Here is a 26,280-nt window from a genome sequence, read left to right as displayed (position 1 = left end):
GATCAGTTCACATTGATGACCATTTTGCCCAAAGATACAACAATTTTCAATAAGCGATCGTGGATGTTTTTTCGCGAGGTAGCGAAGGACTCCTTGTTGTAACAGTCCGTAAAGTCACTCAAATGCAAAAACAATTTTTCACCTCCCTGGCTCAGTTCCACCGTGATTTTAAGGCCGCTGCTGTACTCCAATTGGACAATGTCCACCTGCCGAAGTTCTGGTTCACTTTTTCTTCCGGTAAGCTTGTTGAAAAAAAGTTGTTTTTTGTAATCGGAAATACTGACCAATTCCTCGTGCATGGCATCGGAAGGCGGCTTGCTGCGAAAGCGGTCGAAAATCTTCTTGTTCTCCCCTTCCGAGCTGATATTAAACGTCTTTTCTCCGTATAATTTGTAGCGAATTTGCAGGTCTACATGAAAGTCGAACAAGCTTTTTTCTTGCTGCTTTATTTTCTTTACCAGGGAATAAATGAGCCCCAGTTGCTTTTCCACATTCTTTTCTTTCTCCAGGTCCATCAGCACGTGGTTGCGCTCGTCAAATGCCAGAAACTCGGCAAAATCCTCCGCTGTATCCAACACCCGTTCGCGTAGGTCTTCGAATCCGGCGTGGGACTCCTTGTAGGCACCGTTATTTTTCGTGACGATTTTATCAATTTGCTGAGACAAAACAATCCCTTTGATCACCAATTTGGTTTTATCCCGGTCAAAATCGGGGTACTCCTCTTCGAATAAAAACGCCTGCGCCAACAATGCCGCCTGCTGATGGGCATTGAACACCAAAAATTTCCCTTCCGGATTGGGATATCCGATGATGGTTCGATCGAGGGAATGATCAAAGCCCACCACAAAATCGTAATCCAATCCTTTGACTTTTTCCAGGGCTGGAAGCAAAAATTTGTAATTGAGGTTTTCGTCCGGATTGTCTTCCGGAGAGTAATACAGAGCTTCGAGCTCCCAGTCACTTACCAGATTTGATCCTTTCCTGGAATCCGGTAGGTAAATCAATCCTTTGGGCATCACATTAACTTCAACAGGCTGGTCGTTTTCCATGGGTGCGTATTTTCAAATTTGAGGATGTACTTGGTTTGTGTACATTTCCGATGAGCAAGCCCGGATGATCAGGTAACGTATTTCCGCGTTTCCGGGCGGAAGGATTAAAGGTCAAAATTATGTTTTAAAAGACGACAAAGCAAGTCGGCAACGGAAGCATTATTAAATAATTCTCAGATTCCTGACAAATTCCACAGCTGGTTTCATCGACTGACGAACAGCCTTCTTCTCGTTTTCCTTGTTTGAGGCCTTGAATGGGGTTTTATTCCGTAGAGGATTTCGCTTTTCTGAAAAAGAAGTGACGAAGCCAGCTTCCCTCACAGGGAAAAAACCTGCAATTTCCGGTAAATGGGTTCGCATTCGGAGAGAAGGCCGCGTAAATGGTCCGGAAATGGTTCGCTTTTTTCCGTGTAGGGCTGAAACCCGGTGGACTTGTGCACACTTGCGTACCAATAGTTTGCCCAAACGCCGTCTTCGGGAATCGGTCCGGCCTTCCAATGCATCATGTTGGGATCAAAGTCAATGCCGCAAGTTTTGCATAATTTTCGCAGCTGACCTTCCGGGTCCTGCAGAAACTTTTTTGCCTCCAATACCACAAAAGGGAATTCATTCGTTTTCAGGTATTGCAATAGCCGCCATTGCATGGCATAGCCTATGTCTTCCATGACCGGTTTTTCAATGATCTTGGAAAAGGACAGGAGCATCGCTTTGGGCTCCCGGGTAAGAAGGATGTTCATGCCCTGCCCCATAAACGACCAGTCCAGATCGATCAGGTGGTGCGTCATATTTTTAAAAAAAAGCAGGGGTTTCCCACTTTTGGAAAGCATGTGCTGCACTACTTTTTGCCCATCGTTCTCCATTTTTTCCAGAATGGTAGCTGCCCCTGGATGGTAGGGGCTGGCGAGGGAACGACTGAGGTAGTGTGCATACAGGGGTTCGTCTTCCACGGCGGCATCCGCTCGCTGCGAAAAACTGTACATCAAGGCCGTAGAAATATTTCTGGGTCCCGACCATAGAAAAAGCCGCTTGACGGCAGGGGAAGTACTCATGCTTGTATTTCCTGTTCGATCCATTCTTCGTACCAATTACTCAACTGCCGGGTAAGCGGGCCGGCACCCGATTCACCAATGGGCTTCCCATCTATTTTCACAACTGGCGTAAGCCCACCAAAGGTACCCGTGACAAATGCCTCGTCGGCACCGTAGACGTCAAACAGGGAAAAATTCTTCTGGTAGCAGGGTAGGCCCTTCTTCTCACAAATGGCCAACACCTTCCCCCGAGTGATTCCGTTCATGCAATACTGCCCGGTAGAAGTCCATACCTCCCCATCTTTGACCATAAAAAAGTTCGTAGCGTTGCAGGTTGCTACAAAACCCTGCGTATCCAGCATCAGGGCCTCATCGGCTCCGGCTTCGATGGCCTGAATCAGGGCCTGTACTTCGTGGAGCTTGCTGTGGCAGTTTAACCGCGGATCCAGGTAATCCGGTGATCCACGGCGGTAGGTACTGGTAAACAGACGAATCCCCTCCTGCTTACTTTCGCCGGCGGCTTCCTTGTGTTCGGCAATGATTACCAGATTTGGTCCGGAAATGGTCAGTCGCGGATCCTGAGAGGGTGTTTTTTTGATGCCCCGGGTGATCATGACCCGTACGTGAATGTGATCCCACATCCCGTTGATGGCCAACGTTTCCTGAACGTGTGCTATCAGGGTTTCTTTGGAGAACGGTAGGGCAATTCCTATTACTTTCGCCGACTGCCAGAGGCGATTCAGGTGATCGTCGATAAATACCAGCTTGCCCTTATGTACGCGGAACGCTTCCCACACCCCGTCGCCGACCAGGTAGCCACTGTCGAATACCGAAATACGGGCCTCCTCCCGGGCATAAAAGGTTCCGTTTATAAAAATTTGCACGTCTTTGTTTCTGGGATCTTCTTTCGCCTGATGGGTACCCTTGACCATTGCCTTCGTTGTGTTTCGTTGTTTGGAGTATGTTTACCAATATTCTGCAGCCTTACCAACTGCGAAAAAACTAATCCGCCGGAAGTACTTCCAGGCTATTCAATTCGGGATTTCCTCCCCGGTTACCGCACCCTGCAGCCAGGTAGAGATCTCCATCGATGGCTGCCACCGGAAATCCGTGCCTGCCGCGCTCGAGTCGGTTCAGTAAGGTCCATCCTTTTTCCGGGTGAAAATACTCCACTTCATCGTGTGCCGCTACCTGGGAGTCGCTTTCTCCCCCTATCACCAAAAACCCATCCTTATAACCAATGGTGGAACTACCCGCCCGCTCGGTTGGCAGGGGATGCTCTGCAAGTGTGGTCCATTTTTGGGAATCAAAATCGTACACATCTACCTCCTCGAATGTTAGCTCAAAACCGTGGCCTTCTTTCGCAAAAGACCTGCGTCCACCCACCGCATAAAGCCGGTCATTTAGCACCACGGCCTGAAAGTGATCCCGAACCCGGGGCATGGAGGGCAAGGACTTCCACTCGCCGGTTTTCGGATCGTATTCGTCCAGGTAATCCCTATTGTCTGCCCAATGTCCATCCTGGGCCCCTCCCAACAAGTAAAACTTATCCTGATGCACTACTACTCCCGCTGCTCCTCTTCTGCGGGCCTCGGGAATTTCATGGCTTTTGGTCCAGGTATCGGCAGCCGGATCGTAAATGTATACGTGCGGTACGGGCGTTTCGTGCGGATAGCCCCCAGTAAACGCCCCCATGACGTATATTTTATCCCGATATGCGACCGCTTGAAAATGGTGCATTTCGAAGGGCGCCGCACCCTTCATTTCCCAATTTCCACTGGCGGGGTCGTACACCTCCACCGGTTTTTCTCCGCGTCCTCCCATCAGGTAGAACTTACCGCCTACGGCGGCTCCGGCGCATTCGTGCCGCTCCGTGCAGGTGTTTTGGGGGGTCAATGTCTGCCAGTTCTGGGCAGCTGCAGGGTGCAACGACAGGAGGAGAAATGCAGGCAAGGCAATAGCAGTAATCCAATTCATAGCGGTTCGGGTTCAGTTAGGAATACGATTCATTGGTGAAATTACGAAATTAGCTGGTTTTCGGGAAGGAAACAATCAAAATTGGCAGGTATTCCTGCCGAGATCGATCGCTATTCGGCTTGCTTTCGACTCCGGATAGTCCCAACCGTACTACTTCATTTGGTTTCCCCAAAGTACGCGTATGACCACCGAAATCACTTGTCCCAATCGGACTAGCTTCTTAGCAAATAATTTTTAAACGCCTGGTAATCGTTGGCCATTTTCTCGGCTTTCTTCTCCCGCATTAAAAAGGCCTGCAGGCGCTCTGGCAAGGGCAACTCAAGATCAAGTGTTTCTTCCACGACGTTTCGGAATTTGCCGGGGTGCGCCGTTTCCAAAAAGACCCCCTGATACTCACCAGGCTCGGTTTGCATGAAATCCTTCAGACCCAGGTAGGCAATCGCCCCGTGCGGATCCATGATATAGCCAGTATCGCGTTTCACCGCTCGCATGGCTTCCCGGGTCTGCTCGTTGGTATAAAAATACCCTTTCACCATTTCCTTGAGCAAGGATTCATCGTTGTCAAACAAGGCGAGTAGGCGGTAAAAATTACTCGGATTTCCTACATCCATGCTATTGCTAATGGTTTGCAGGGAAGGTTTTGCGGCAAAGGGAGCCCCATTGAGGTAATCTGGAACCACTTTATTGATATTGGTAGCCGCCACGAAGCCGGCGATTGGTAAGCCCATCCGCTCGGCAAGAATACCGGCGGCAAGGTTTCCAAAGTTTCCGCTAGGCACGGCAAATACCGCCTTCTTGTCGGATAGTGGCAAGCGGGACCAGGCGTAAAAATAATACAGGCACTGCGGAATCCACCGGGCTATGTTGATCGAGTTGGCCGAGGTCAGCAACATACGGCTATTTAAATCGGGGTCCAAAAAGGCTTTCTTTACCATTTGCTGGCAATCGTCGAATACACCCGCTACTTCCAGGGCCCGCACGTTGCCACCCAATGTGGTAAATTGCTTTTCCTGCAGGTCGCTTACCTTTCCCGAGGGGTAGAGAATGATCACTTCCACGCCATCCACACCGTAAAACCCGTTGGCAACGGCGCTTCCGGTATCCCCGGAGGTAGCCACCAATACTTTCAATTCGCGCTTATCCTGAAGCATGCTCATGAGTTTGGAGCAGAAGCGTGCGCCAAAGTCTTTGAATGCAAGGGTGGGGCCATGAAACAACTCCAGGCTAAATAGTCCATCCTCTACCTGAACCAACGGCGCATCAAATATCAGCGTATGGTCCACCAGTTCGTGGATTTGGCCGGGGGTTAAATCCTCAGAAAAGAGTGCGCCGACGATTTCATAGCCCATCTCCCGGAACGACAGTGACGACAAACGGGTGAAAAATTCTGCAGGCAGGACCGGTATCGTTTCGGGCATGTATAGCCCCTGATCCGGAGCCAAACCCTTGATTACAGCCTCTTTTAAGGCAACTTTGTGGTTGGGATTATTGGTACTGAAATAGTTCATTGCAAGGTTTCCTGTAGGGACGGTGGTTCAAATTTCCTCTTCAAGTATATAGGCGCCCCGGGTATTGATGGCCGAAACATACAAATCAATCGGGAGCTGCATGGTGTCAAATACTTGTTGGGCCAGGCGGCTTACTTCCCAGGCAATCTCCTCCGAAGGAGAAAGAATAAAAATCGTAGGTCCCGAACCCGAGATCCCGCAACCCAACGCACCTGCAGGCTTGATGCCTTCCTTAACTTCATCGTAGCCCGGGATAAGCACGGAGCGGGAAGGTTCCGCAATCACGTCATTCAGGGAGCGACTAATCAGGGCCATGTCCTCCTGAAACAATCCTGCCACGAGCCCCGCAATATTACCAGACTGGGTAGTAGCATCCTGAAGGGAAACACTTCTCCGCAATACGCTTCGGGAATCGGAGGTATTTAGCACCAGATGGGGATGCACGAGGGTGCAGTACAGGCCCCGCGGCACGTGTAGGGGGATGACATCAAGCGGATGGTACTCCCGGATCAAAACGAATCCTCCCAGAAGTGCCGGAGCGACGTTATCGGCATGTCCGGCCCCGCAGGCTATTCGCTCCGATTCGATGGCAAATGGTAGCAGATCTTTTTTTTCAAAGGGATTTCCCAGGAGGGTATTGGCTGCCATGAGTGCTGCGACGGCGCTGGCTGCGCTGGAACCCATACCGCTTCCCAGGGGTAGGCCCTTGTAAAGCTCGATTTCCAGCCCTCCTTCGAAATTCAGTGCCTCTGTCATGGCCCGAATCGCAACGGAGCAGGTGTTTTTTTCGATTTCGTAGGGCAACTTCCCCTTATCTCCTTCAATATGGGTCACGCGTATCCCCGGGATATCGGATAGAGAAACGGATACTTTATCGCCCAAATCCTCTACCGCAAAGCCCAATATGTCAAAACCACAGGATACATTCGCTACAGTAGCCGGTGCAAATGCGGTCACTTTTTGCTTTTCCATTTTACCTTGAATAATTTCCTAATCGGATGATATCTGCAAATACGCCCGCAGCGGTAACATCCGCTCCGGCGCCCGGCCCTCTGATAATCATCGGAAACTCGTGGTAGCGCTCGGTGGTAAACAGGATCATGTTATCGCTTCCGACGAGTGAATAAAAGGGATGGGTGCTATCCACCGACTTGAGCCCTACCGTGGCTTTTCCGTTTTCCAGTACCGCCATAAACCGAAGCTTCTCATTTTTTTGATCGGCCTCGGCCAGCAATTGTTTGAAATGGCCGTCGTGGTCTTTTAACTTCTCGAGAAACACATCAACCGAGTCCAGGTGGGCACAATCCTCGGGCACCATGCTTTGAACAGAGACGTCTTCGAAATGCAATTCCTGTTCGGCTTCCCTCCCCAGGATTAGAATTTTTCGGGCCACATCCATTCCACTCAAATCGTCCCTCGGATCTGGTTCGGTATAGCCTTTTTCTTTGGCCTGAGCCACCACCTCACTAAACGGCGCACCTTTACTCAGCTCGCTGAAAATGTAATTCATCGAACCACTCAGCACCCCTTCGATCTTGATCACCTTATCCCCACTTAAAATCAAATCCTGCAGGGTATTGATAACAGGAAGCCCGGCAGCCACGTTCGTTTCGTAGAGGAACTTGATGTTTCGCTGACCCGAAAGCTTTTTTAGGACTTTGTATTTTTCCAGTGGTCCCGAATTGGCTTTCTTATTTGGGGTGACAATGGCGACCTTGGATTCAAGCACGCGTTCATAGGTATCCGCCACTTCCTGGCTGGCGGTGCAATCCACCAACACGGAATTGGAAAAATTCATGCTATTCATGGTATTCAGAAAAACCTGCAGATTCATCGGCAAGTCTTTCTCGGCGGGGACAGGAACAGTAGACAGGTCAAATCCATCTTCATCGAAGGACATGAATCGGGAGTTGGCCAAGCCGTGGATTTTGATATCCAGCATGTATTCCTCCTGCAATTTAGCCAATTGACTTTGGATCATCTTAATCAATGCCTTCCCGATCAGACCTACTCCAATCAGGAATACATGGAGTACCTTGTTGTCCGACAGAAAAAAGGCTTCGTGCAAAGCATTGAGTCCTTTTTGCAAATCGGATTGCTTGATCACCGCCGATATATTCAACTCGGAGCTTCCCTGTGCAATGGCGGAGACATTGATGTTGTTTCTACCCAATGCCTGAAATAACCGTCCGCTTGCGCCGGGATGATGCTTCATGTTTTCTCCGACCACGGCAATCACCGCCATGTTTGGCATGATCTGCACCTTATCCATTTCTCCGGCCAGAATCTCGTAATGAAATTCGGATTCCAGCACTTCCCTGGCCAGGTCCGCATCGTCACTTTTTATGGCGATGCAGATGCTGTGCTCGGAAGAGGCCTGGCTTATCAGCACCACATTTACCTGGGCCCTTGCCAGGGTACCGAATACCCGACTACTAACGCCCACAACCTCGACCAATCCGGAGCCCTGTACATTTAACAGAGAGATGTGGCTCAAGGAGGAAATGCCTTTGATCAATTTGGTATTTTCGGAGGTCTCGCAAATCAGCGTACCTTCGGCTTCGGGCTGAAAGGTGTTTTTGATGTAAACAGGCACCTTTCGCCGCATGGCCGGCTGCATGGTGGCAGGAAAGACTACTTTTGCACCAAAATGAGACAACTCCATGGCTTCACTGTAGCTAAGCTGGGGGATCGTAATGGCCGAATACACCAGCTTGGGGTCTGCTGTCATCACCCCGGATACGTCTGTCCATATCTCCAGGCTAGTTGCCTTCAAGGCGGCTGCAAAAATGGCGGCGGTGTAATCCGACCCACTTCTTCCCAGGGTAGTGGTCTCCCCTTTGTCCGTAGATGCCACAAATCCCGTAATTACCAACAAGCCCTTATTTTTGGAGTAATAATCGTATATCAACTGATTGGTAGTCGGAAAAATAACCTTGGCGTTGCCAAACCGATCGTTGGTACGGATAAGGTCTCGGGCATCCACAAACCGGGCATTCAGTCCAGCCACCTTCAATGCCTCTGCCAGAACAAATGCGGATATACGCTCTCCAAAACTCACCACGTAATCAGAAGTACGCGGAGAAAATTCTTTGATCAGAAAAATGCCATGGTACAGGTCCTCCAATTCGTTAAACCGCACTTTAACATAGGTCAGTACACTGGATTGCTTTTGTACCGGAATCAGTTGCTTTACCAGTTGCAGGTGTCTCTTCTCCATGTCCAGCAGCAAGGCCTGGTAAGACGGATCGTTTTGCCTGGCCAAATGGGCACATTTCAGCAGGTTTTCCGTCACTCCCCCAAAGGCAGAAAAAACCACTGCCAACTCTTCCTCTTGCGATGCTTTTTGTATGATCGACAGCACGGTGGTGATGCTATCCAAATCAGCGATTGACGAACCTCCGAATTTTACTATTTTCATTGCTACTTTTTATCGGTTAAACTATAAGAGAAAAGGCTGTGAGAAACCTTTTAGGACTGGGAAAGGATGCATCGTTTCTCGGGATTATCCCGTGATGGTCGTGGTGGTACCGGTAGAAAAAATACGGCAGTCAGCTGTCCGGATTGCCCCGGAAGCCGTGTAATGGAAACTACTTCTTACTGCGAAAACCATGCTTCTTTGTTTGAAGGGACAATTCTAAGGACAAATTTTATATATCACAAGTTTTTCAGCGTAGAAATGCCCGCAGAACCATGTACAGCAGCGGGATTACCGCTGCGAATGCTAGCGATCCTCCGCACCCTTCATGCAATAGGCAGGTAACCCGCGCTGCTACCTGGCAAGACATCCCGCTGTTGTCCCAAAACCCCGACCTCAGCACCAAAACGTTCGAAGTAGCGTCGGGCTATTGACGAAAAAACCGGCCCGAACTGGGAAACAGGGCAGCAACGACTTGCTTCGTGAGAGGCAATTCCCTTGCCGCACCCCTCGTTGCCTACCATTTTTCGATGGCTCCTCCGACAGTCTCTTTGATGTCGATGACGTTAGGCGTTCCCTTGTATTTTACCCGACCCCGTGTGGCTGCCGACCCTTTGAGTGACTCTGTCACTTCAAAAGAACCGGAAGCATTGGTATTTGTGCGCACTTCGGCATGGGTGACCTGCAGGCCTTCGCCATCGATTTCCGCATTTGTAAACGCATTGTAGTCCAGGTTATTTGCCTTACCCTTGACATACATTTTTGAATTGGTCTGTGCACGTAGGTACAGATCATCCGCAATCACTTCCGCCTCCAGGTAGCCGTTGCTAGCAACCTGTAGCCGTATGGACTTACTTTCCAGGGCATTTTTGAGGATCACCCGCGCCCCTGTATCCACCTCTACATCGTCCAGTTTGACGTAGGTAAGCACCACTTTTACGGAACTGGATTTTGGGTTGCTACCGGGAACGGAGATTTCCAATTTTCGCTTGTTCACTTTTGTTTCTACATTCCCGGGGTCGATTCCAGATGCAGTAATGGTTACTTCGTATTGATCACCAGCAACAAGCTCTGCTTCAATGGAATTGCTTATCAGGAGTTGATCAAAAGCGGAAAGGCTGCGCGATTCGGAAACGGTCTGGGCCTGAAGCAGGGTGGAAAAACACAGCGCCGCAAGGATAGGGAATACTTTTATACCATTCATAGTTGCTTTTTTAATGGACACCACCATACAATTTAAAGGTCATGTTTCGAAGAGCTGTATTGGTTGCCGCATAATGCATGGCTTCGGCGATCTCAGCAGGCTTTACCCATTGACCGAAATCCGCATCGGGCATGGACTCGCGGTTGGGTGGAGTATCAATAATACTGGGAACAAACACGTGCGACCGCACCTTAAGATCGGCTGTCTCGTTGGCGATAAATTCTGCCAGATCGATCACCAATCCCTTACTCAGCGCATAGGCCACGACGTCCTTTCCCTCGTTGGGTTGCAAAGCAGGTTTGGCCCCTACAAAAAGAAAGGTGCCGTTATTGGCTTTCTTCATGATCGGGAGAAAGTTTTTTACCATGTTAAAGGCACTGAAGAAGTTGAGCCGAATCATCTTTTCCAGGTCCTTGGTCCCGGTGTTTTCGATGCCGCCCATCCCAAACCCGCCTACCAACAATGCGACACACTCCAGGTCCCCGTACTGCAACTGGTACTCTTTCGCAAACGCTGCCACTGAGGATTCGTCGGTAACGTCCACCTGATAGGTATCATCGGCTTCCTCTACTTCGTGTCCACTATCGGGCTCGATGACTGCGATCACGTGAAACCCCTCTCGTTTAAATTTACTCACTACTGCCCTACCTAAATTCCCAGCACTTCCCGTAATGATAATATTTCTATTCATGCGATTATTTAGTTTGGTTACAATCTGGTACTTTTGCATGGCGAAAGCCAAAACATAAAATTAAGATTTATTTTTAAGAAACATGGTCGAATTGGGAAAAAGCACGCTAGAGGCAAACGAACGCAAACGACGCATCGCCTTTGCGGTGAAGGTTCTCGCCTACATGAGCTTGTTTTTTCTTCAGGAAATTCTGGATTGGGAAAAAGAGCCCCTGCTGCGTCGATTATCCTCCCTGATGGATGCCCTGATCTTTCTTCTGGCAGGCAACCTACTGGTTTCGCTGGGAAGGCTGTTTCTGGTCCGGTTTTACCTGCGAAAAAAGAAGTCCGAGTCCCTTTACTCCAATTTTGTACTGGGGATCAATCACATTGCCAACCTGCTGAATGTGGTTTTTTTCCTGTTTGCCTTGATGATCTTTTTTCAGATCAAGCCAATCGAATTTTTAGGTAGCATCGCGCTAGTAGCAGCAGCCATCGCCATCCTATCCAAAGACTACATCACCAACATGTTCAACGGGCTGATCATCATGTTTTCGGATCAGATCACCCTGGGCGATTACATTCAGGTAGCCGATCAGAAAGGAAAAATACAAGACATCACACTGCTCAATGTGGTGCTAATGAACGACGACGGAGATTTGGTGCTGATTCCAAACAGCCTGATCCTCTCTTTTCAGGTAGTTAACCACAGCCGCCAAAGCATACGCAGGCTGACCTTCGAGTTTGAACTCGGCAATCGTCCGGGGCTCAACGTGGATCGGATGGAAGAAACGCTAAAAGCGGTTCTAAAACCCTTCAAACACGAAGTAAAGCAGGACGGGCTCAGCTTGCGAGCAATGGAAGTACGGAAAGAAGCCATTAAAATGAAACTTCAAATCCAACTCAATACACTGTCCAGGGAGGCAGAAAAGAAAATCAGAAGGAAAATCAATCAAACCCTTATTGATTTGGAACATGAAGCAAGATAAAACCAACTTTTTTGAACTGGTGTATCAGGTAGTCCGACTGATACCACCGGGACGGGTGAGCAGCTATGGAGCCATTGCAGCCTATCTCGGCAGCAAAGGAAGCGCCCGCATGGTGGGTTGGGCCATGAATGCTTCCCATCAGCAAACGGACATCCCCGCCCACCGGGTAGTCAACCGGCAGGGGCTACTTAGCGGCAAACACCATTTCTCCGACCCGCAAGCCATGCAACGGCTGCTTGAAAAAGAAGGTATCGCGGTCGAATCTGACCGCGTAAAGGACTTTGACCGACTGTTTTGGGACCCCTCCCAACAACTCCATCTTCGATAGATAGCAGTCAAAACCCTGAAAAATACCGTTCCTTTCTTTTGTACAAGCTTTTTCATGTAAAAGGCAAACTTTCGACAGGTAGACAGGTACGAACCGTTTTATAGAATGTATAAAATTTAGTCTTAAAAATTAACTTTTTGTTAATTTTTCGTCGATTTAGATTATTATTATCAAAAACATCCATTAAACATTAGGAAATTAAACCTCTTTAATCTAGTTTTGAAATACATTTTTAGAAAGACAAAATTCCATCATTGGTTTTGTGGCATGATAATGGTTGGGGAGGTTGAATTCAAAAATTAGTAAAAAACTACCATATGGCCTCTACTATCACAGAGAGAAAACCAAAGTCAAAAAGAATACACCGCGTAGGTAGGAAGGTACGCTCGTTCCCGGTCGTATTTTTCGATGAATCCCAGCAAGTTATCAAACGAACGCTGGACTTGCTGATCAGTTTTACCTTGGTGGTGTTTGTGTTCTCCTGGTTATTCCCCATCATTGGGGTGCTGATTAAGCTCACCTCCGAAGGTCCGCTGATTTTCAAACAGCTTCGCCATGGAAAAGACAACGTTCCTTTTTACTGTTACAAGTTCCGGACCATGTATATCAACGATCAGGCAGATACCGTGCAGGCTACAAAGAATGATCCCCGAATCACTCCAATTGGAAGATTTTTGCGGAAAACCAGTCTCGATGAATTGCCTCAGTTTTTCAATGTCATCAAAGGCGACATGTCCATCGTGGGGCCCAGGCCACATGCGGTTCCCATGAATTACAAGTTTTCTGCGGAAATTGATAACTTCATGTTCCGTCACACCGTCAAACCCGGAATCACGGGCCTGGCACAGGCGAAAGGATTTCGGGGCGAAACACGGGACTTCTATGACATTTATTCCCGATGCAAGCTGGATATTTTTTATGTCAAAAATTGGACCCCCCTATTGGATCTAAAGATCATCTTCTGGACATTCCTTTCCTTGTTGCTCCATAAGGACCAGGCGTATTGATCTTAGGTGTGGCTTGTGCCTTCCTGATTCGGTTTCTGCCGGATAAGCAAAAGACCCAAAAACATCAACGCCCCGTTTAGGATCAGCAGTTCAAAACCAAAGCGGTAGCCTCCCAGCCATTGCTCGGATTGGTACGAAATCAAAAAAGAAAGCAGGGGAGCCAGCAGGGCCAGGTAGGGAACCCATTTGTCACGAACCTGAAAACGGGTAAACAGTCCAAAACTATACAGCCCAAGCAGGGGTCCATAGGTATATCCAGCAATGGTGAAAACCGCGTTGATCACACTCTGATCGTTGATCCATCGAAAAGCAAGTATTACAAAGAACATTAGCAGGGTAAATCCAAGGTGGACTTGTTTCCGGATTCGAACGGCAGCAGCGGCTTCATAACGTTTATTGATTTCAAGAAAATCGTAGCAGAAAGAAGTAGTCAAAGCGGTAAGCGTTGAATCCGCACTGCTGTAGGCGGCAGCAGTGATTCCCAATACAAATACCACCCCTGCAAACGTGGAAAAATACGAGGTGGCCAGGAACGGATACAAATCATCCGACCGCTCCGGCAGCATCAATTGATTTTTCGCAGCGTATAGGTACAGCAATACACCCAAGGCCAAAAAAATCAGGTTGACCACCACCAGGATGTTTGTAAACCAAAACATGTTTTTCTGGGCATCCTTCAGGTTTCGGCACGTGAGATTTTTTTGCATCATGTCCTGGTCCAAACCTGTCATGACAATGACGATAAAAGCTCCCGAGAAAAACTGCTTGAAAAAGTTTGTCCCGGAACGCCAGTCCCAGTCGAAAATCCGGGAATAGGGCTGATCCGCTACCATCCCTACCAATTCGCCGACACCGCTAATCCCCAGCTCTCTCGAAACCAACACCATGCTCACCCCAACGGCCAGCAACATAAACAGCGTTTGGAGGGTATCTGTCCACACCACGGTTTTGATGCCTCCCCGAAACGTATATAGCCAGATAAGGGTAACGGTGATCAATACGGCACCCCAAAACGGAATTCCCCACCGATCGAATAAAATCAATTGCAACACCGCCGCTACCAAAAATACGCGGATGGACGATCCAAGGGTCCGGGAAAGAATAAAGAAAAAGGCCCCGGTCTTATACGACCAAAAACCAAAACGATCTTCCAGGTAAGCGTAGATGGAAACCAGCTCCAATCGGTAATACAAAGGAAGCAGCACCTTGGCGATCACTGCATAGCCTACGGTATAGCCCAACACCAATTGGAAATAATAAAAATTACTATTACCCACTTCCCCGGGGACGGAAATAAAGGTCACCCCGGACAGGGACGCTCCGATCATCCCAAAAGCCACCAAAAACCAGGGCGATTGCCTGTCACCGGTAAAAAACGTATCTGCCGTTAAATTTCTGGAAGTAAGCCAGGAAATAAGGAACAACAATAAAAAATAGGACGTTATGACAATTACTACTACATTTGAATCCATATTGCTTCAGGCTAAAGGCCGATAAAGTTGTGATTAATTATTAACTTTGCAAAATGAAACCTTTAGAACATTTAGCGGAAACAGCAGAAGAATTATTGCTTGATGAGCAGGTAGATAAAGAGGAACACGACCTGGTGGTTTTCAACGATGACTTCAATACGTTCGAACACGTCACCAAGATTCTGATCAAGGTTTGCAAGCACAGCCAGGAACAAGCCGAGCAGTGCACCATGATCATTCATTACAAAGGCAAGTGCTCCGTAAAAAAAGGCAGCATTGGAAAGTTGAAACCCATGTGTGAGTCCATTCTCGATGCAGGCATTCAAGCCACCATTGTCTAACTCCGCCTTTGGTGAATTTCCCTTCAAAATTAATAGAAGATGCGGTCGCCGAAATCAGCCGCCTTCCGGGTATCGGTAAGAAAACAGCGCTACGGCTGACACTACACCTACTCAAACAAAACGAACCCGTCACGGTTTCGCTGGCGGAATCCCTGCTTTCCCTACGAAAGAATATCCGGTATTGCGCCCGCTGCCACAACGTATCCGATGGAGAAATTTGTAGCATCTGCGCGGGGAACAAGCGGGACAAAAGCATCATTTGCGTGGTAGAAGACCTACCCGACTTACTGGCCATCGAAAACACCAATCAGTATTCCGGGCTGTACCATGTGCTGGGAGGAGTGATTTCTCCCATTCAGGGCATCGGTCCGGACGAGTTGAAAATTGAATCGCTGATCCAACGGATCGATCAGCCAGATGGTGAGCAGCCGGTATCGGAGATCATTATGGCCCTTCCCGGCACCATGGAAGGAGACACCACCGCTTTTTACCTCACACGTAAACTGCAAGACAAGGGTGTCAAGATAAGTACCATTGCCCGGGGAATTCCAGTGGGCGGAGAACTGGAATACACCGACGAGGTGACGCTTGGACGAAGCATCCTGACGCGTATAAAATATTCCACGGAATAATTTGGTGATTGGATTTCCCTATTTATATTTGCACTCCCATTTGGGGGATTAGCTCAGTTGGCTAGAGCGCTACACTGGCAGTGTAGAGGTCATCGGTTCGAATCCGTTATCCTCCACCACCATCACCACTGAAACCCTGCGGCATTTCTGTCGCAGGGTTTTTTCTTGCTACCGCCTTTGATGGGCCAGGGCATCCAACTCGGTTTGCTGTCCCTCGTCGCCACAGGCTTCCATCCAGGCCAGCAATTCCCCACGCAATTCCCGGATCACTTCCGCATAGGTAGGATCTCCCGCAAGGTTGACCAGGCACCACCGGTCGTTCTTGATGTGGTACAGCTCTTCGGTTGGCCGATGACTGTATTTCTTTACCAGGTTTTCCGCCCCTTCGTCGGTCTGCGCAGCCGCAAGCCAGGACTTGTACCAGTCACTTACCCGGTCTCCGTTTGTCTCGATATTGCGGAACGGCACCTCGGGCGTCAGGTTCCAAATGTACCGGTACTCGGCATCCACCACCGAACGGATGCCGTAATGCTCGCTTCCGTGGATGATTCCACGAGTCGTCTGTAAACTAAATGAGTAATCCTTTCCCGCCTCGCTACGGCCTTCAAGCAAGGGCCACAGGCTATGTCCATCCAGGTGCTCCGGTGCCGTCCCTCCCCCAAGCTCGATGAAGGTCGGTACCAAATCGGTATAGTCCACGATGGCCTCCGACTCCGAACCAGCCGGTATGCGATCGGGCATTCGGGCGATCAGCGCCGACTTCACCCCCGCTTCGTACAGGGTCCATTTCGCAAAGGGAAAACTGTTGCCCTGCTCGCTTGCAAAAACAAACAGGGTATTGTCATCCAAATCGTATTTTTCCAGCAGGTCCAGGGCTTGCCCTACCTGCTCGTCCATATAGCTGATTTCCGCCAGGTAACGGGAAAAAGCTTCCCGCGTTTCCGGAGTATCAACGAAGTTTGGCGGGAGTTGAATCGATTGCGCATTGTACTGCGTAGGGTTTCCCTTATCCCAGGGACTATGCGGCTCATTGGAGCAGAGAAATAGGGCAAAGGGCTGCTTCGAGGCCGTCACTTCTTGTAGAAACCCTTCCACTTTTACAAAATCGGGGTTTTTATCGTTGCCCAGGTATTCGAATGGAAAAACTTCTTCCGGATAAATGTGGCGTTTGCCCGCCTGGGCCACCCGGTACCCGAGCGGTTCCAGGTAATGAACCAGGCTCTTGGTGCCTTCCTCCGCAAACGTATGGTTGGGGTAGGCACCGGTTTTTACCGGGTACAGACCGGTTAGCAGATTGTGCCGGGTAGGCGAACACATGGGTGCTGCCTGGTAACAACGGTTGAATTTCATTCCCTCCCGGGCGAGCCGGTCAATGGCTGGCGTCTTTGCATCCGGACTACCGTAGGAAGACAGGTCCCAGTTGGTGCAATCGTCTGCCAGGAAGAAAACAATATTCGTTTTTTGTGCGACGGCAGGTAGGCAGCCGAATAGGTAACAAGCAAGGAACAGGTACTGAAATGGTTTCTTCATGAGTATTGGGTTTAGCGATATGCAAATAACCTTAGCGAGATCAGGTATAATCGGCCAATCACGGGGGAAAAACGAACGCTTTTCAGCCCTCTATCGGGACGTAGGTTGGGTCCGCTACCCGGAAATCGCCGGACAAAACAGCTCTAAAAACCGTACAAGGCTCCCGAAGGCTAACGGGCATCCTTTCTGGCTATATAAAATCCATAACTGTAATGTGCCTGGTGCCGTTCGTAAAGGTTAATTTCCTGCTGATGTGCGGCAACTACCTTTTTCGCCAGTTCCGAATGCTTGTGCCGCGTCAAAAAAGCCGGAAACCGCTCCTGCAATGGTTTGTAATAATTTGATAGCCAGCTTTGGGGAGATAGGAAGAAATACCCTACCAGGGTGTACCCGTTGGCTTCCAGCTGATTGATTTTCGTTGCGGCGGTGCCGATTTCCGGGTATTCCCTAGACCAAAATTCGACGATTTCCTTCGGACGGCTAGAGCTGACCCAGGTAACTTCACTGACAGCCAGGTAGCCCCCTACCTTCAGGTACTCCTTCCACTGCCGGATACCTTCCTCAAATCCGATGGTGTAAATCGCCCCCTCTGACCATATCAGGTCAAATTGTTCCTTACGGAAAGGCAGGTCATCCATGGACTGCTGACAGGTCACGATTTTTTCGGACAGCCCCATCTCTTTCGCTTTTTTCGTCAATTCGTCCAAGAACGCCGGGAAAAGATCGACGGCTGTTACCTGTCCTGTAAGCTGCCCGGCCAATACCAAACTCTGCGCCCCGGTACCGCAACCCATATCCGCTACTTTGAGCTCTTTTTCTGATGGGAGCGTGATCATTTCCAGCGCACGGAGGGTGGCTTCCGTACTTCCCGGACCTTGTCTTTCCCCCTTTACATGCAAGTCAAGTAGTAATTCCAGTTCGTCCATGGTCTGATACCGTATACAACCGAAGCCGCGCAATGCACCGCTGCGTCGGATTCATACCTGCGAAAGTAGGGATAGCGATACACAACCGGAAAGAGTTACTACCCATATTGCCAAGTGACTTTATCCAAATTGTCTGTTGGATTGCCAGAAACCAGAAGAAAACTGCCTAAGGGACTTTACCGATTCCGGCAGGAAAGCGGGAAGAGCTCGCGGGCTCTACCCTTACTTAAAACCAACCCCTATGCCCAATCCAAACCAGCCCGCATTAAAGCCGGTTCCTCTCAAGATTAATGGATTCCAGTGAAACTGAAACATAACGCCCGATTTCTTTGGTTGATACCGGTACCCCATGGAAAGAAAGCCACCTACCACGGCAAATCCTTCGCCGGTGATGTACTCGTAATCGTCCAGGGTGCCGGCTTCCGAGCTAAAACTGGCGTAGACAGGAAGCAGGCCCGCACCGGTCACAAAAGAGCTTCGCTTTTTTCCAACCAAATGGTTGATTTCCAGCGGAAAGGTAACGATTCCTAACGACACTTCAGAATCTATATCCGAGGTAGTGGTGGAGATTCCGCCTACCCCTGCCCGAAACCCAATGCCGTCCATGACACCTTTTTTTAACCGCATGTCGTAATTTACTCCCGCTAGGATGTGACTTCCCAAAAACTCCACGTAGATATTCTTGTGGCGGGTGTCGAATTGCGGGATCTTATCCTGTGCAAAAGCGAGTGGCTGTAGTGCCAAAAATAGCGCGATGATCAAAACACTTTTTTTCATGGTTTTTATAAACTAATGGATAAAAGAAAATCACGTGTACCAAACCCGGCGATCAAGACAACGGAGTTTATTGAGTGGGAAATCACTGGAGACAAATCCTGCGTATTCTCACCGCTTTGCATTCACCGTAACGAACGATACAAATCCGTGACATGCACCTTCGGTCGCTCTTCCTTCGGTATCCACAGGACGGCCAGGTACACCTACCTCTCCTGAACCTTAGACGCCTAAAAATAAATAAATTATTCATTGCATGGGGCAGATCAACGAAAAAAAAAATTACGATTCGTGCCGGCACCTACACCGGATATTCATCCAAACTACCGTTTAGCCGCTGCAGTAGCGCCGCCCGTAGATTCGATTCGGCCTCAAGGGTCAGCCTTGGCGAGGAAAAATTCAGGTCCGGAAGGCGCAGTACTTCGTCAAATCCGGCATCCTTGCCCTCCTCACCAGAGGTGATTAGCCAGCACTTTTTGCCGTCTTTTTTTGCCAACTGCAGCAATTCGTAACTTCCTTTTCCATGGGCCGACTGGGAATCAAACCTGCCCTCACCGGTAAGTACCAAATCCGCCTGCCGGATTCGCTCTTCCATACCGGTTTTTTCAAAAAAATACCGGGCTCCCTGTTTCAAATCCACCGGAAAAAAGGCCCGTAGCCCCAATGCAATCCCTCCGGCTGCCCCAAAACAGGCCTGATCCTCCAGCGCCCATTTGGACTTTTTCTGCATCAATGCAAAAAGCTTTCCGGCAGCTTCCAAAAACGGGCCTTGCTTGGGTTCGGTGAGGCCCTTTTGGGGACCAAAGACCGGAACGGCCCCTTCCGGTCCAAAAAAGGTATTGCCGACATCACAAAGGCAGGTTATTCGCAGCGAGGGAAGGCGTACCGGCAACTGTATGTGTGCGATTTTTGCCAGAAAACCGGGCGCAAACGGAATCAGTTCCCGTCCATTTTTGTCCAAAAACTGCAGGCCCAGTGCCTGAAGGATACCAGTCCCCATATCGATGGTGGCGCTCCCACCCAGGCCCAGCACCAGTTGGTCGGCACCCTTCGCCAGGGCCAGCCGGATTAATTCCCCCGTCCCGTAGGTACTGCAGGTCCAGGGATCCCTTTCGTAATCAGTAAGCCCCTTGATTCCGGAAACCGTGGATACATCCAAAAAGGCGGAGCGGGTGGCCGGTTCGTATCCGAAAAAGCCCCGCTTGGGCCTGCCCAATGGACCGCATACCCAGGCCTCCACTTTTTCCAGACCCAGCTGTTGGCTCAGCAGAAAACAGGTGCCATCTCCACCGTCAGCGATGGGACAGCTATCGATGCGATCATCGCGCCGAAAGCTGCCAATGACCTCCGCAATAATCGCAGCGGCATGGTCCGCTTCCAGCGTGCCCTTAAACGCATTTGGTGCAATCAACCAATTCATTTTTCGTCGAGAAGCTTCATCCGTTCAAAATAATCTTTGGTGGCTGCGATCACCTTTGGAGAGAGGTAAAGCGCTGAGATCATGGTGGGAAATGCCATCACGGCGTACATCCCGTCCACAAAACTCATGACCACACTTAGGGAAGTGACCGCCCCCCCGACGATCGTGATGAGGTAAAAGTAATTGTAATAATCCGCCTTGTCGGCACCAAACAGGTAATTGAAGCATTTGTGCCCATAGTACGAGTACGTAAACATGGTCGAGAGGGCAAAAATCAGTACAGCCGCCATAAGCAGGTATTTGCCAATGCCCGGCAGTCCTTGTTCGAAAGCCGAAAGCGTCAACAACACCCCATCCCGTTCACCGGATTTCCAAACCCCGGTAACCAGAATAACCAGGGCGGTCAGGGTACATACCACGATGGTATCGATGAAGGGGCCCAGCATGGCGATCAGACCTTCCCGCACAGGCTCGCTGGTTTTGGAGGCCCCGTGGACCATGGGGGCGGTACCGATTCCAGCTTCATTAGAGAACGCGGCCCGTCTGGCACCGATAATGATCACCTGACCCACTGCTCCGCCCAGAACCGCCTTTCCTGTAAACGCATCTTCGATGATGTACAGGATCATGGACGGTACCTCACCCAGGTTTTTAAAAAGGATGATGAATACACAAACGAAATACATGGACACCATAAAAGGCACCAACCTGGAAGCTACTTTGGCTATGCGCTGGATGCCTCCCAAAATGACCAGTGCCACCAGCAGCATGACCGTGACCCCGATTATCCAGCGGGATGTCTGTCCCCAGTCCAGGCCAAACGGACGCAGCAGCACCACCCGCAGCACCTCGGTAAGCTGATTGGCCTGAAAGATAGCCAGTAAGCCCATGATTCCGGCCACACAAAAGATCACCGAGAGAAAGCGCCATTTCTTCCCCATGCCCTCTTCGATTACGTACATGGGACCACCCTGAATATGCCCGGAGGAATCCTTGCCCCGATACATGATCGCCAGGGTACAGGTGAAAAACTTGGTGGCCATTCCCACAAATGCCGAGACCCACATCCAGAAAATGGCACCGGGACCTCCCGTGCCAATGGCCAGGGCCACCCCGCTGATATTTCCCAAGCCCACGGTAGCCGCAATGGCCGAAGACAGGGCCTGCAAGGAGGTGATGTCTCCGGAGGCATTCGGATCATCGTACTTGCCCCCTACCACTTTCATGGCATGCCGCAAGCCCCGAAAGGGAATCAGCCGGGAATACAACAACATAAAAAAGCCACCTCCCATCAACAAAATCAACAAAGGTGTGCCCCAAATCCAATTACTGAAGGCAATGATTAACTCTCCCAAGATACGTGCGTTTTTTTGGTCAAAATTTGCTTATTTTTCCTCCAAAGTAAGGATAAAATCCGAAAATACACCCGGCCCGATGGGATAAATGGGGCTGCTGTAGTAGCCTATTTGCCGAAAGCTTTCTATTTTTGCGGGAATGCCCGCTAATCTTTTGCCCATGATCCGTAAACCGCAAACCCTTGTCATCAAAATAGGCTCCAATGTACTGACCCTGGACGATGGCAGTCCGGACATGGAACGCATGCGAAATCTGGTGGACCAAATGGCGTTTTTACTAGAAAAAGGGCTACGGGTGGTTTTGGTTACATCCGGAGCGGTTGCCTTTGGCCGAAAATCGCAGTCCCTCGCCACCAAAACCGACGCCGTCTCCCGAAAACAAGTCTGGGCGGCCATTGGGCAAATTGCCCTTATCCGCGCCTACCAGGAATTGTTTGCCCAAAAAGGCCATCCCATTGCCCAATTGATGGTGACCAAGGAAGATTTCCGGGACCGAACCCATTACCTGAACATGAAAAACTGCCTGGATGGGCTGCTCAAAAATCAGGTGGTGCCCGTGATCAATGAAAACGACGCGGTAGCTGTTACCGAACTCATGTTTACCGATAACGACGAGCTGGCCGGATTGGTGGCCGCCATGATTGATGCCGACAGCCTGATTTTGCTGACCAATGTGGACGGCATTTACAAAGGGCACCCTTCCGATCCGGAATCCGAATTAATCACCCATGTGGGACAAAAAATGCCCGATCTCAGCCAATACATTGCCACCCAAACCTCCGCTTTTGGTCGGGGTGGCATGTTGACCAAAATGAGCATGGCTAAAAAATCGGCCGATCTTGGCATCGAAGTGTGGATCGCCAATGGAAAAAAAGACGCCGTCTTAATCGACTTTTTCCGACAAGAACTGCGCTGTACCTATTTTGAACCCGGCAAATCCAAACACAACCATAAAAAATGGATCGCTCATAGCGATACCTATTCCAAAGGAGAAGTCGTCATTAACGAGGGGGCCAAACGGGCCCTGCTTTCTGATAAAATAACCAGCCTGTTGCCCATTGGCATCCAATCAATCAACGGGGATTTTCTGAAAGGAGACATCGTACGGATCCTGGATTCCGAAGGCAAACGAATCGGCCTGGGCAAAGCCGAATACGGGGCCGAAACAGCCCGGGACAAAATTGGCCTCAGCGGACAAAGGCCCCTGATCCATTATGATTACCTTTACATTTCTGAATCGAACTGATTGTTGGCTGTATAAGCTTACCTTTCTATGAAAAATCTGGAGAAAACCTTTCAAGACGTACGGGCCGCCAGCCGGCAGCTATCCCTGGTACCCGAAGCGAAAATCAATAAAGTACTGGATGACCTGGCCATGGCTGCCATCAAATACACCCCGGAAATCCTGGACGCCAACCAGGACGACCTGGACCGGATGGATCCAGCCGACCCCAAATACGACCGGCTCAAACTCAGTGAGGAACGTATCGAAAACATTGCCGAAGACCTTATCAATGTGGCCAAACTGGACTCGCCTCTCGGAGCCATCCTCGCAGAGAAAACGCTGGCAAATGGCCTGAAGCTCCAAAAGGTGCGGGTTCCCATCGGTGTGGTTGGGATCATCTACGAATCCCGTCCCAACGTGACCTTTGACGTCTTTAGCCTCTGCCTGAAAACTGGCAATGCCCTGGTGCTGAAAGGCGGATCGGATGCTCATGCGTCGAATACCGCCATCCTGGAAGTCATCCATTCCGTGCTGAAAAAAAACAAACTGAGCACCGATAGCGTCACCCTGCTTCCTGCCGACCGGGAAGCCACAAAAGCGTTGCTGCAGGCAGTTGGCTACGTGGACATCATCATTCCCCGGGGTAGTCAAGGGCTGATTGAGTTCGTCCGGGAAAACTCCAAGGTGCCCGTGATCGAAACCGGTGCGGGTATTGTCCATACCTACTTTGATCGCTCGGCGGACCTGGAAAAAGGAACGGCCATTATCTGCAATGCCAAGACCCGGCGGGTAAGTGTCTGCAATGCACTGGATTGCCTGCTGCTGGACAAAAGCCGACTGGGAGACCTCCCCGCCATTGCCCGGCCACTGGCCGAAAAAGGGGTGACGATTTTTGCCGATCAGCCTGCCTTTGAGGCCCTTACCGGATTTTACCCGGAAGACCTGCTTCAGACTGCGGATGAAACGCATTTTGGGACGGAATTTCTATCCCTCAAGATGGCCATCAAAACCGTGGACGGACTGGAAGCCGCTTTGGCCCACATCGCCCAATACAGCAGCAAACATAGCGAAGCGATCATTGCTGAAGACGAAAAAACCATCGCGCACTTCCTGCGGGCTGTGGATGCCGCGGCGGTTTATGCCAATGCCTCCACCGCCTTTACCGATGGCAGCCAGTTTGGGATGGGGGCCGAGATTGGGATCAGTACCCAAAAACTGCACGCCCGGGGTCCCATGGCGCTAGAGGAAATGTGCTCCTACAAATGGCTGATTCGTGGAACCGGGCAAACCCGCCCCTAGAAAACATGGTCGTGCATCCCTATGTAACGCCATTGGTCGACCAACTCAAAGTCCTGGAAAAATTCCCTGGAAAAGGGGGGTGGACCTACGTCTCCCTGCCCGAGGTGCCCTACGAAAACCGGTTTCCCTTCGGGATGTTGCGCGTGTGTGGCAGCCTGGACGGGTACGAACTGGGCACGGTACGGTTGATGCCTAAGGGCAAGCGGGAACTCTTTTTACCGGTGAATGCCGGTATCCGCAAGGCCTTAGGCAAAGAAGCCGGAGCAGAAGTCCGGGTGAAATTGTACAAAGTACCGACACCTACGGCGATTCCCGAGGAATTGTTGGCTTGCTTTCGGGACAGCCCGGGAAGCCTGGAACGGTTTCGCTCCCTTTCCTTGCAAAAACAAACCCTTTATTTGGAGGACATGGAGGATGCCAAAACCCCGGAAAAGCAAGCCGCGGTGATTCTCCGCCTGCTGCGCCTGCTCGAAAAGCTTTCTTCCTGAGATAGGAGGTAGAAAGTTGGCGAGGGATTTTTTTGGCAGACTATTTTTTGAGTGAACAAAGGTGCGTATTTTAGCTAACAGCCATCCCTAAACCTGACAACAGCCTATGCCCGTTCCATTGAGCCCCACCACCGCCCAAGAACGCATCCAATCATTGGATCTGCTACGTGGAATTGCCGTTCTGGGCATCCTGCTTATGAATGTCCAAAGCCTATCCATGCCGGGCGCCGCCTACCTCAACCCCACCGCCTACGGGAATCTCGAAGGAATGAATTACTGGGTTTGGGTACTGAGCCACCTTTTTGCGGATCAAAAATTTATGACGCTATTTTCGGTACTGTTTGGCGCAGGTATGTTGCTGGTAAGTGACCGCATGGAACAAAAATCGCAATCGCCGCTTACGTTTCATCTCAAACGCAATTTTTGGCTATTGATTATTGGACTCGTTCATGCCTATTTGATCTGGTACGGGGATATCCTCGTCGTCTATGCGCTGTGTTCATTTCTCGTGTTTTGGGTCCGGAACAAGTCCCCCCGGACCTTATTGATCATCGGCTTACTCGTCCTCTCCATACCTACCTTAATCAACCTGTTTTTCTCGGTTTCCCTCCAATTCATGCCTCCGGATGTGGTGGAGGAATTGGAGCTTGGCTGGCATCCCTCCCCCGAAATGATCGCGGAAGAGCTAGCCGCAGTCACGGGTTCCCTTGCCGCGCAAATCGCACATAATGCGCAGGCTGCACTGGAGATGCATACCTTTGTTTTCGTTGTTTTGTTTTTGTGGCGGGCCTCCGGATTGATGGTAATAGGCATGGCCCTGTACAAATGGGACATTCTAACGGCATCGCGCAGCACCTCGTTTTATCGGAAAGGAATGCTTCTAGGTTTCTCCATCGGAATTCCACTTACAGTGTATGGGATCGTACAGAATTTCCACGCTGGGTGGTCGATGGACTATTCCCTATTTACCGGAGCGTCTTTTAACTATTGGGGAAGCTTGGCCCAAAGCTTCGGCTACCTCTGCGCGGTGATGTTGTTTTCGAAATCAGCCGCAGCTGCCGGAATCAAACGCCGGTTGGCCGCCATCGGTCAGATGGCCTTGACCAACTACATCGCACAATCGATCATCGGGGTTTTTATTTTTTATGGGGTTGGCTTGGGTTTGTTCGGGCAGGTGGATCGAACAACGCAGGTATGCATCACACTGGGAATATGGATGCTTCAATATATCTGGTCGAAACCCTGGCTGGACTCGTTTCGATTTGGTCCCCTGGAATGGGTCTGGCGCTCCCTAACTTATGGAAAGGCACAACCAATAAAAAAGTCCTAGGGAATAGCTCCACATCCGGGGCTTTTCCCGGGCCTCCACCCGATCCACCCTCCCCCATCGATGGCATGGCGCCGAAACGGCATCCCCTATTACGTCGGTCCGGGATTTTATTTGCCTGACTTTGGCTACGGCGGGTGCGAAGCAGGCAGGGATCAATTATTTTCCAACCCTGCCTGGGCGATAGAAGTAACATTGTCAGGCGATGGAATACCAACGTGTTTCCGGCTGCAAGCAACCGGGCGTTTATTTTGTTTCGAATAGGAAACGGTACGCTCCCTACTTCCCTTATGCGTTGGCCTGTCGGAATCCTT

General features: G+C 50.1%; 26 protein-coding genes and 1 tRNA gene. 11 read left to right on the top strand and 16 right to left on the bottom strand.

The features are described 5' to 3' along the window. Positions 1-2: 2 nt before the first annotated feature. The 9 genes from BMW71_RS20015 to BMW71_RS19975 form a co-directional block, all read right to left on the bottom strand. Entirely contained in the window at positions 3-1,049 is a 1,047-nt protein-coding gene (locus tag BMW71_RS20015; RefSeq protein WP_092178032.1) for a hypothetical protein, read from the bottom strand. 317 nt (positions 1,050-1,366) lie between these two features. Further along, positions 1,367-2,098, bottom strand: a complete 732-nt coding sequence (locus BMW71_RS20010; RefSeq protein ID WP_092178030.1) for a sulfotransferase-like domain-containing protein — start codon at positions 2,096-2,098, stop codon at positions 1,367-1,369. Beyond that, positions 2,095-3,009, bottom strand: coding sequence for an aminotransferase class IV (locus BMW71_RS20005; protein ID WP_092178028.1), 915 nt, complete (start codon positions 3,007-3,009; stop codon positions 2,095-2,097). Before BMW71_RS20005 ends, BMW71_RS20010 begins: the two co-directional genes overlap by 4 nt. Before the next feature lie 70 nt (positions 3,010-3,079). Beyond that, the gene (locus BMW71_RS20000; protein WP_092178026.1) at positions 3,080-4,054 is read right to left on the bottom strand and encodes a Kelch repeat-containing protein; all 975 of its coding nucleotides are present in this window, start codon (positions 4,052-4,054) and stop codon (positions 3,080-3,082) included. Between the two features lie 212 nt (positions 4,055-4,266). Next, entirely contained in the window at positions 4,267-5,562 is a 1,296-nt protein-coding gene (gene thrC / locus BMW71_RS19995; protein ID WP_092178025.1) for a threonine synthase, read from the bottom strand. A gap of 27 nt (positions 5,563-5,589) precedes the next feature. Continuing rightward, a complete protein-coding gene (locus BMW71_RS19990; protein ID WP_092178023.1) occupies positions 5,590-6,534 on the bottom strand; it encodes a homoserine kinase in 945 nt (314 codons plus the stop codon). A 1-nt stretch (position 6,535) separates the two neighbouring features. Continuing rightward, a complete protein-coding gene (gene thrA / locus BMW71_RS19985) occupies positions 6,536-8,983 on the bottom strand; it encodes a bifunctional aspartate kinase/homoserine dehydrogenase I (RefSeq protein WP_092178021.1) in 2,448 nt (815 codons plus the stop codon). A 514-nt stretch (positions 8,984-9,497) separates the two neighbouring features. Then, positions 9,498-10,184, bottom strand: coding sequence for a GIN domain-containing protein (locus BMW71_RS19980; protein ID WP_092178202.1), 687 nt, complete (start codon positions 10,182-10,184; stop codon positions 9,498-9,500). Between the two features lie 10 nt (positions 10,185-10,194). Further along, complete coding sequence (locus BMW71_RS19975; protein WP_092178200.1) at positions 10,195-10,875, bottom strand: SDR family NAD(P)-dependent oxidoreductase; 681 nt, start codon at positions 10,873-10,875, stop codon at positions 10,195-10,197. A gap of 82 nt (positions 10,876-10,957) precedes the next feature. On the opposite strand from BMW71_RS19975, the gene BMW71_RS19970 reads away from it, so the two are divergent. The 3 genes from BMW71_RS19970 to BMW71_RS19960 all read left to right on the top strand — a co-directional run bounded on the left by BMW71_RS19970 (position 10,958) and on the right by BMW71_RS19960 (position 13,177). Continuing rightward, entirely contained in the window at positions 10,958-11,842 is an 885-nt protein-coding gene (locus BMW71_RS19970) for a mechanosensitive ion channel family protein (protein WP_092178019.1), read from the top strand. Then, the gene (locus BMW71_RS19965; RefSeq protein ID WP_092178017.1) at positions 11,829-12,170 is read left to right on the top strand and encodes an MGMT family protein; all 342 of its coding nucleotides are present in this window, start codon (positions 11,829-11,831) and stop codon (positions 12,168-12,170) included. Before BMW71_RS19970 ends, BMW71_RS19965 begins: the two co-directional genes overlap by 14 nt. 317 nt (positions 12,171-12,487) lie before the next feature. Further along, entirely contained in the window at positions 12,488-13,177 is a 690-nt protein-coding gene (locus BMW71_RS19960) for a sugar transferase (RefSeq protein WP_092178015.1), read from the top strand. A 2-nt stretch (positions 13,178-13,179) separates the two neighbouring features. Here BMW71_RS19960 and BMW71_RS19955 read toward each other — a convergent pair whose 3' ends face one another. Further along, positions 13,180-14,649: a sodium:solute symporter gene (locus tag BMW71_RS19955; protein WP_092178013.1), complete on the bottom strand. Its 1,470-nt coding sequence runs from the start codon at positions 14,647-14,649 to the stop codon at positions 13,180-13,182. A 53-nt stretch (positions 14,650-14,702) separates the two neighbouring features. Between BMW71_RS19955 and BMW71_RS19950 the strand changes: the two genes are divergently transcribed. The 3 genes from BMW71_RS19950 (at position 14,703) to BMW71_RS19940 (ending at position 15,741) form a co-directional block, all read left to right on the top strand. After that, positions 14,703-14,990, top strand: coding sequence for an ATP-dependent Clp protease adaptor ClpS (locus BMW71_RS19950; protein ID WP_092178011.1), 288 nt, complete (start codon positions 14,703-14,705; stop codon positions 14,988-14,990). Between the two features lie 11 nt (positions 14,991-15,001). Next, positions 15,002-15,622 (top strand): recombination mediator RecR, encoded by a 621-nt coding sequence (recR, locus tag BMW71_RS19945; RefSeq protein ID WP_092178198.1) that lies wholly within the window; start codon positions 15,002-15,004, stop codon positions 15,620-15,622. A gap of 42 nt (positions 15,623-15,664) precedes the next feature. Beyond that, a tRNA-Ala gene (locus BMW71_RS19940) sits at positions 15,665-15,741 on the top strand. A gap of 49 nt (positions 15,742-15,790) precedes the next feature. Here the strand turns inward: BMW71_RS19940 and BMW71_RS19935 are convergent. The 3 genes from BMW71_RS19935 to BMW71_RS19925 form a co-directional block, all read right to left on the bottom strand. Next, positions 15,791-17,152 carry a sulfatase family protein gene (locus BMW71_RS19935; protein ID WP_092178009.1) on the bottom strand — a complete coding sequence of 454 codons (1,362 nt, stop codon included), beginning with the start codon at positions 17,150-17,152 and terminating at the stop codon, positions 15,791-15,793. A 170-nt stretch (positions 17,153-17,322) separates the two neighbouring features. Further along, positions 17,323-18,078, bottom strand: a complete 756-nt coding sequence (locus BMW71_RS19930; protein WP_092178007.1) for a class I SAM-dependent methyltransferase — start codon at positions 18,076-18,078, stop codon at positions 17,323-17,325. A gap of 222 nt (positions 18,079-18,300) precedes the next feature. After that, a complete protein-coding gene (locus BMW71_RS19925) occupies positions 18,301-18,855 on the bottom strand; it encodes a hypothetical protein (protein WP_092178005.1) in 555 nt (184 codons plus the stop codon). Between the two features lie 15 nt (positions 18,856-18,870). Here BMW71_RS19925 and BMW71_RS23605 point away from each other — a divergent pair, with 15 nt between their 5' ends. Further along, positions 18,871-19,071 (top strand): hypothetical protein, encoded by a 201-nt coding sequence (locus tag BMW71_RS23605; protein WP_143057711.1) that lies wholly within the window; start codon positions 18,871-18,873, stop codon positions 19,069-19,071. A gap of 82 nt (positions 19,072-19,153) precedes the next feature. Here BMW71_RS23605 and BMW71_RS19920 read toward each other — a convergent pair whose 3' ends face one another. Genes BMW71_RS19920 through BMW71_RS24040 form a run of 3 tightly spaced genes read right to left on the bottom strand, consistent with a single transcriptional unit; the run spans position 19,154 to position 21,789 of the window. Beyond that, positions 19,154-20,272, bottom strand: coding sequence for a glycerate kinase family protein (locus tag BMW71_RS19920; RefSeq protein WP_092178003.1), 1,119 nt, complete (start codon positions 20,270-20,272; stop codon positions 19,154-19,156). Beyond that, entirely contained in the window at positions 20,269-21,627 is a 1,359-nt protein-coding gene (locus BMW71_RS19915) for an alanine/glycine:cation symporter family protein (RefSeq protein WP_092178001.1), read from the bottom strand. Before BMW71_RS19915 ends, BMW71_RS19920 begins: the two co-directional genes overlap by 4 nt. Positions 21,628-21,657: 30 nt before the next feature. Further along, the gene (locus tag BMW71_RS24040) at positions 21,658-21,789 is read right to left on the bottom strand and encodes a hypothetical protein (protein WP_262485681.1); all 132 of its coding nucleotides are present in this window, start codon (positions 21,787-21,789) and stop codon (positions 21,658-21,660) included. Between BMW71_RS24040 and proB the strand changes: the two genes are divergently transcribed. The 4 genes from proB (at position 21,788) to BMW71_RS19895 (ending at position 25,969) form a co-directional block, all read left to right on the top strand. Beyond that, on the top strand, positions 21,788-22,873 hold the full coding sequence (gene proB, locus BMW71_RS19910; protein ID WP_092177999.1) for a glutamate 5-kinase: 1,086 nt from the start codon (positions 21,788-21,790) through the stop codon (positions 22,871-22,873). The genes BMW71_RS24040 and proB overlap by 2 nt on opposite strands. A gap of 27 nt (positions 22,874-22,900) precedes the next feature. Further along, positions 22,901-24,151: a glutamate-5-semialdehyde dehydrogenase gene (locus BMW71_RS19905; protein ID WP_092177997.1), complete on the top strand. Its 1,251-nt coding sequence runs from the start codon at positions 22,901-22,903 to the stop codon at positions 24,149-24,151. Beyond that, positions 24,115-24,639 (top strand): DUF1905 domain-containing protein, encoded by a 525-nt coding sequence (locus tag BMW71_RS19900; RefSeq protein WP_092177995.1) that lies wholly within the window; start codon positions 24,115-24,117, stop codon positions 24,637-24,639. The genes BMW71_RS19905 and BMW71_RS19900 overlap by 37 nt, the downstream gene beginning before the upstream one ends. A gap of 106 nt (positions 24,640-24,745) precedes the next feature. Beyond that, positions 24,746-25,969: a DUF418 domain-containing protein gene (locus tag BMW71_RS19895; RefSeq protein ID WP_092177993.1), complete on the top strand. Its 1,224-nt coding sequence runs from the start codon at positions 24,746-24,748 to the stop codon at positions 25,967-25,969. Positions 25,970-26,280: the final 311 nt, after the last annotated feature.

The sequence above is a fragment of the Cyclobacterium xiamenense genome, from assembly GCF_900109255.1.
GTDB lineage: Bacteria > Bacteroidota > Bacteroidia > Cytophagales > Cyclobacteriaceae > Cyclobacterium > Cyclobacterium xiamenense.
Note: the sequence above shows the minus strand (reverse complement) of the source record. Positions and strands in the feature narration are given on the sequence as shown.

Excerpts from the sequence above, each read along its gene's own strand:
- BMW71_RS19925 (WP_092178005.1), bottom strand. The coding sequence starts at position 18,855 with ATGAAAAAAAGTGTTTTGATCATCGCGCTATTTTTGGCACTACAGCCA.
- BMW71_RS19920 (WP_092178003.1), bottom strand. The coding sequence starts at position 20,272 with ATGAATTGGTTGATTGCACCAAATGCGTTTAAGGGCACGCTGGAAGCG.
- BMW71_RS19980 (WP_092178202.1), bottom strand. The coding sequence starts at position 10,184 with ATGAATGGTATAAAAGTATTCCCTATCCTTGCGGCGCTGTGTTTTTCC.
- BMW71_RS20000 (WP_092178026.1), bottom strand. The coding sequence starts at position 4,054 with ATGAATTGGATTACTGCTATTGCCTTGCCTGCATTTCTCCTCCTGTCG.
- BMW71_RS19955 (WP_092178013.1), bottom strand. The coding sequence starts at position 14,649 with ATGGATTCAAATGTAGTAGTAATTGTCATAACGTCCTATTTTTTATTG.
- proB (WP_092177999.1), top strand. The coding sequence starts at position 21,788 with ATGATCCGTAAACCGCAAACCCTTGTCATCAAAATAGGCTCCAATGTA.
- BMW71_RS19970 (WP_092178019.1), top strand. The coding sequence starts at position 10,958 with ATGGTCGAATTGGGAAAAAGCACGCTAGAGGCAAACGAACGCAAACGA.
- BMW71_RS19930 (WP_092178007.1), bottom strand. The coding sequence starts at position 18,078 with ATGGACGAACTGGAATTACTACTTGACTTGCATGTAAAGGGGGAAAGA.
- BMW71_RS19960 (WP_092178015.1), top strand. The coding sequence starts at position 12,488 with ATGGCCTCTACTATCACAGAGAGAAAACCAAAGTCAAAAAGAATACAC.
- BMW71_RS19975 (WP_092178200.1), bottom strand. The coding sequence starts at position 10,875 with ATGAATAGAAATATTATCATTACGGGAAGTGCTGGGAATTTAGGTAGG.
- thrA (WP_092178021.1), bottom strand. The coding sequence starts at position 8,983 with ATGAAAATAGTAAAATTCGGAGGTTCGTCAATCGCTGATTTGGATAGC.
- BMW71_RS19900 (WP_092177995.1), top strand. The coding sequence starts at position 24,115 with ATGGCTGATTCGTGGAACCGGGCAAACCCGCCCCTAGAAAACATGGTC.
- thrC (WP_092178025.1), bottom strand. The coding sequence starts at position 5,562 with ATGAACTATTTCAGTACCAATAATCCCAACCACAAAGTTGCCTTAAAA.
- BMW71_RS19990 (WP_092178023.1), bottom strand. The coding sequence starts at position 6,534 with ATGGAAAAGCAAAAAGTGACCGCATTTGCACCGGCTACTGTAGCGAAT.
- BMW71_RS19895 (WP_092177993.1), top strand. The coding sequence starts at position 24,746 with ATGCCCGTTCCATTGAGCCCCACCACCGCCCAAGAACGCATCCAATCA.
- BMW71_RS19935 (WP_092178009.1), bottom strand. The coding sequence starts at position 17,152 with ATGAAGAAACCATTTCAGTACCTGTTCCTTGCTTGTTACCTATTCGGC.
- BMW71_RS19950 (WP_092178011.1), top strand. The coding sequence starts at position 14,703 with ATGAAACCTTTAGAACATTTAGCGGAAACAGCAGAAGAATTATTGCTT.
- BMW71_RS23605 (WP_143057711.1), top strand. The coding sequence starts at position 18,871 with ATGGATAAAAGAAAATCACGTGTACCAAACCCGGCGATCAAGACAACG.
- BMW71_RS24040 (WP_262485681.1), bottom strand. The coding sequence starts at position 21,789 with ATGGGCAAAAGATTAGCGGGCATTCCCGCAAAAATAGAAAGCTTTCGG.
- BMW71_RS19965 (WP_092178017.1), top strand. The coding sequence starts at position 11,829 with ATGAAGCAAGATAAAACCAACTTTTTTGAACTGGTGTATCAGGTAGTC.
- BMW71_RS19905 (WP_092177997.1), top strand. The coding sequence starts at position 22,901 with ATGAAAAATCTGGAGAAAACCTTTCAAGACGTACGGGCCGCCAGCCGG.
- BMW71_RS20005 (WP_092178028.1), bottom strand. The coding sequence starts at position 3,009 with ATGGTCAAGGGTACCCATCAGGCGAAAGAAGATCCCAGAAACAAAGAC.
- BMW71_RS20010 (WP_092178030.1), bottom strand. The coding sequence starts at position 2,098 with ATGAGTACTTCCCCTGCCGTCAAGCGGCTTTTTCTATGGTCGGGACCC.
- BMW71_RS20015 (WP_092178032.1), bottom strand. The coding sequence starts at position 1,049 with ATGGAAAACGACCAGCCTGTTGAAGTTAATGTGATGCCCAAAGGATTG.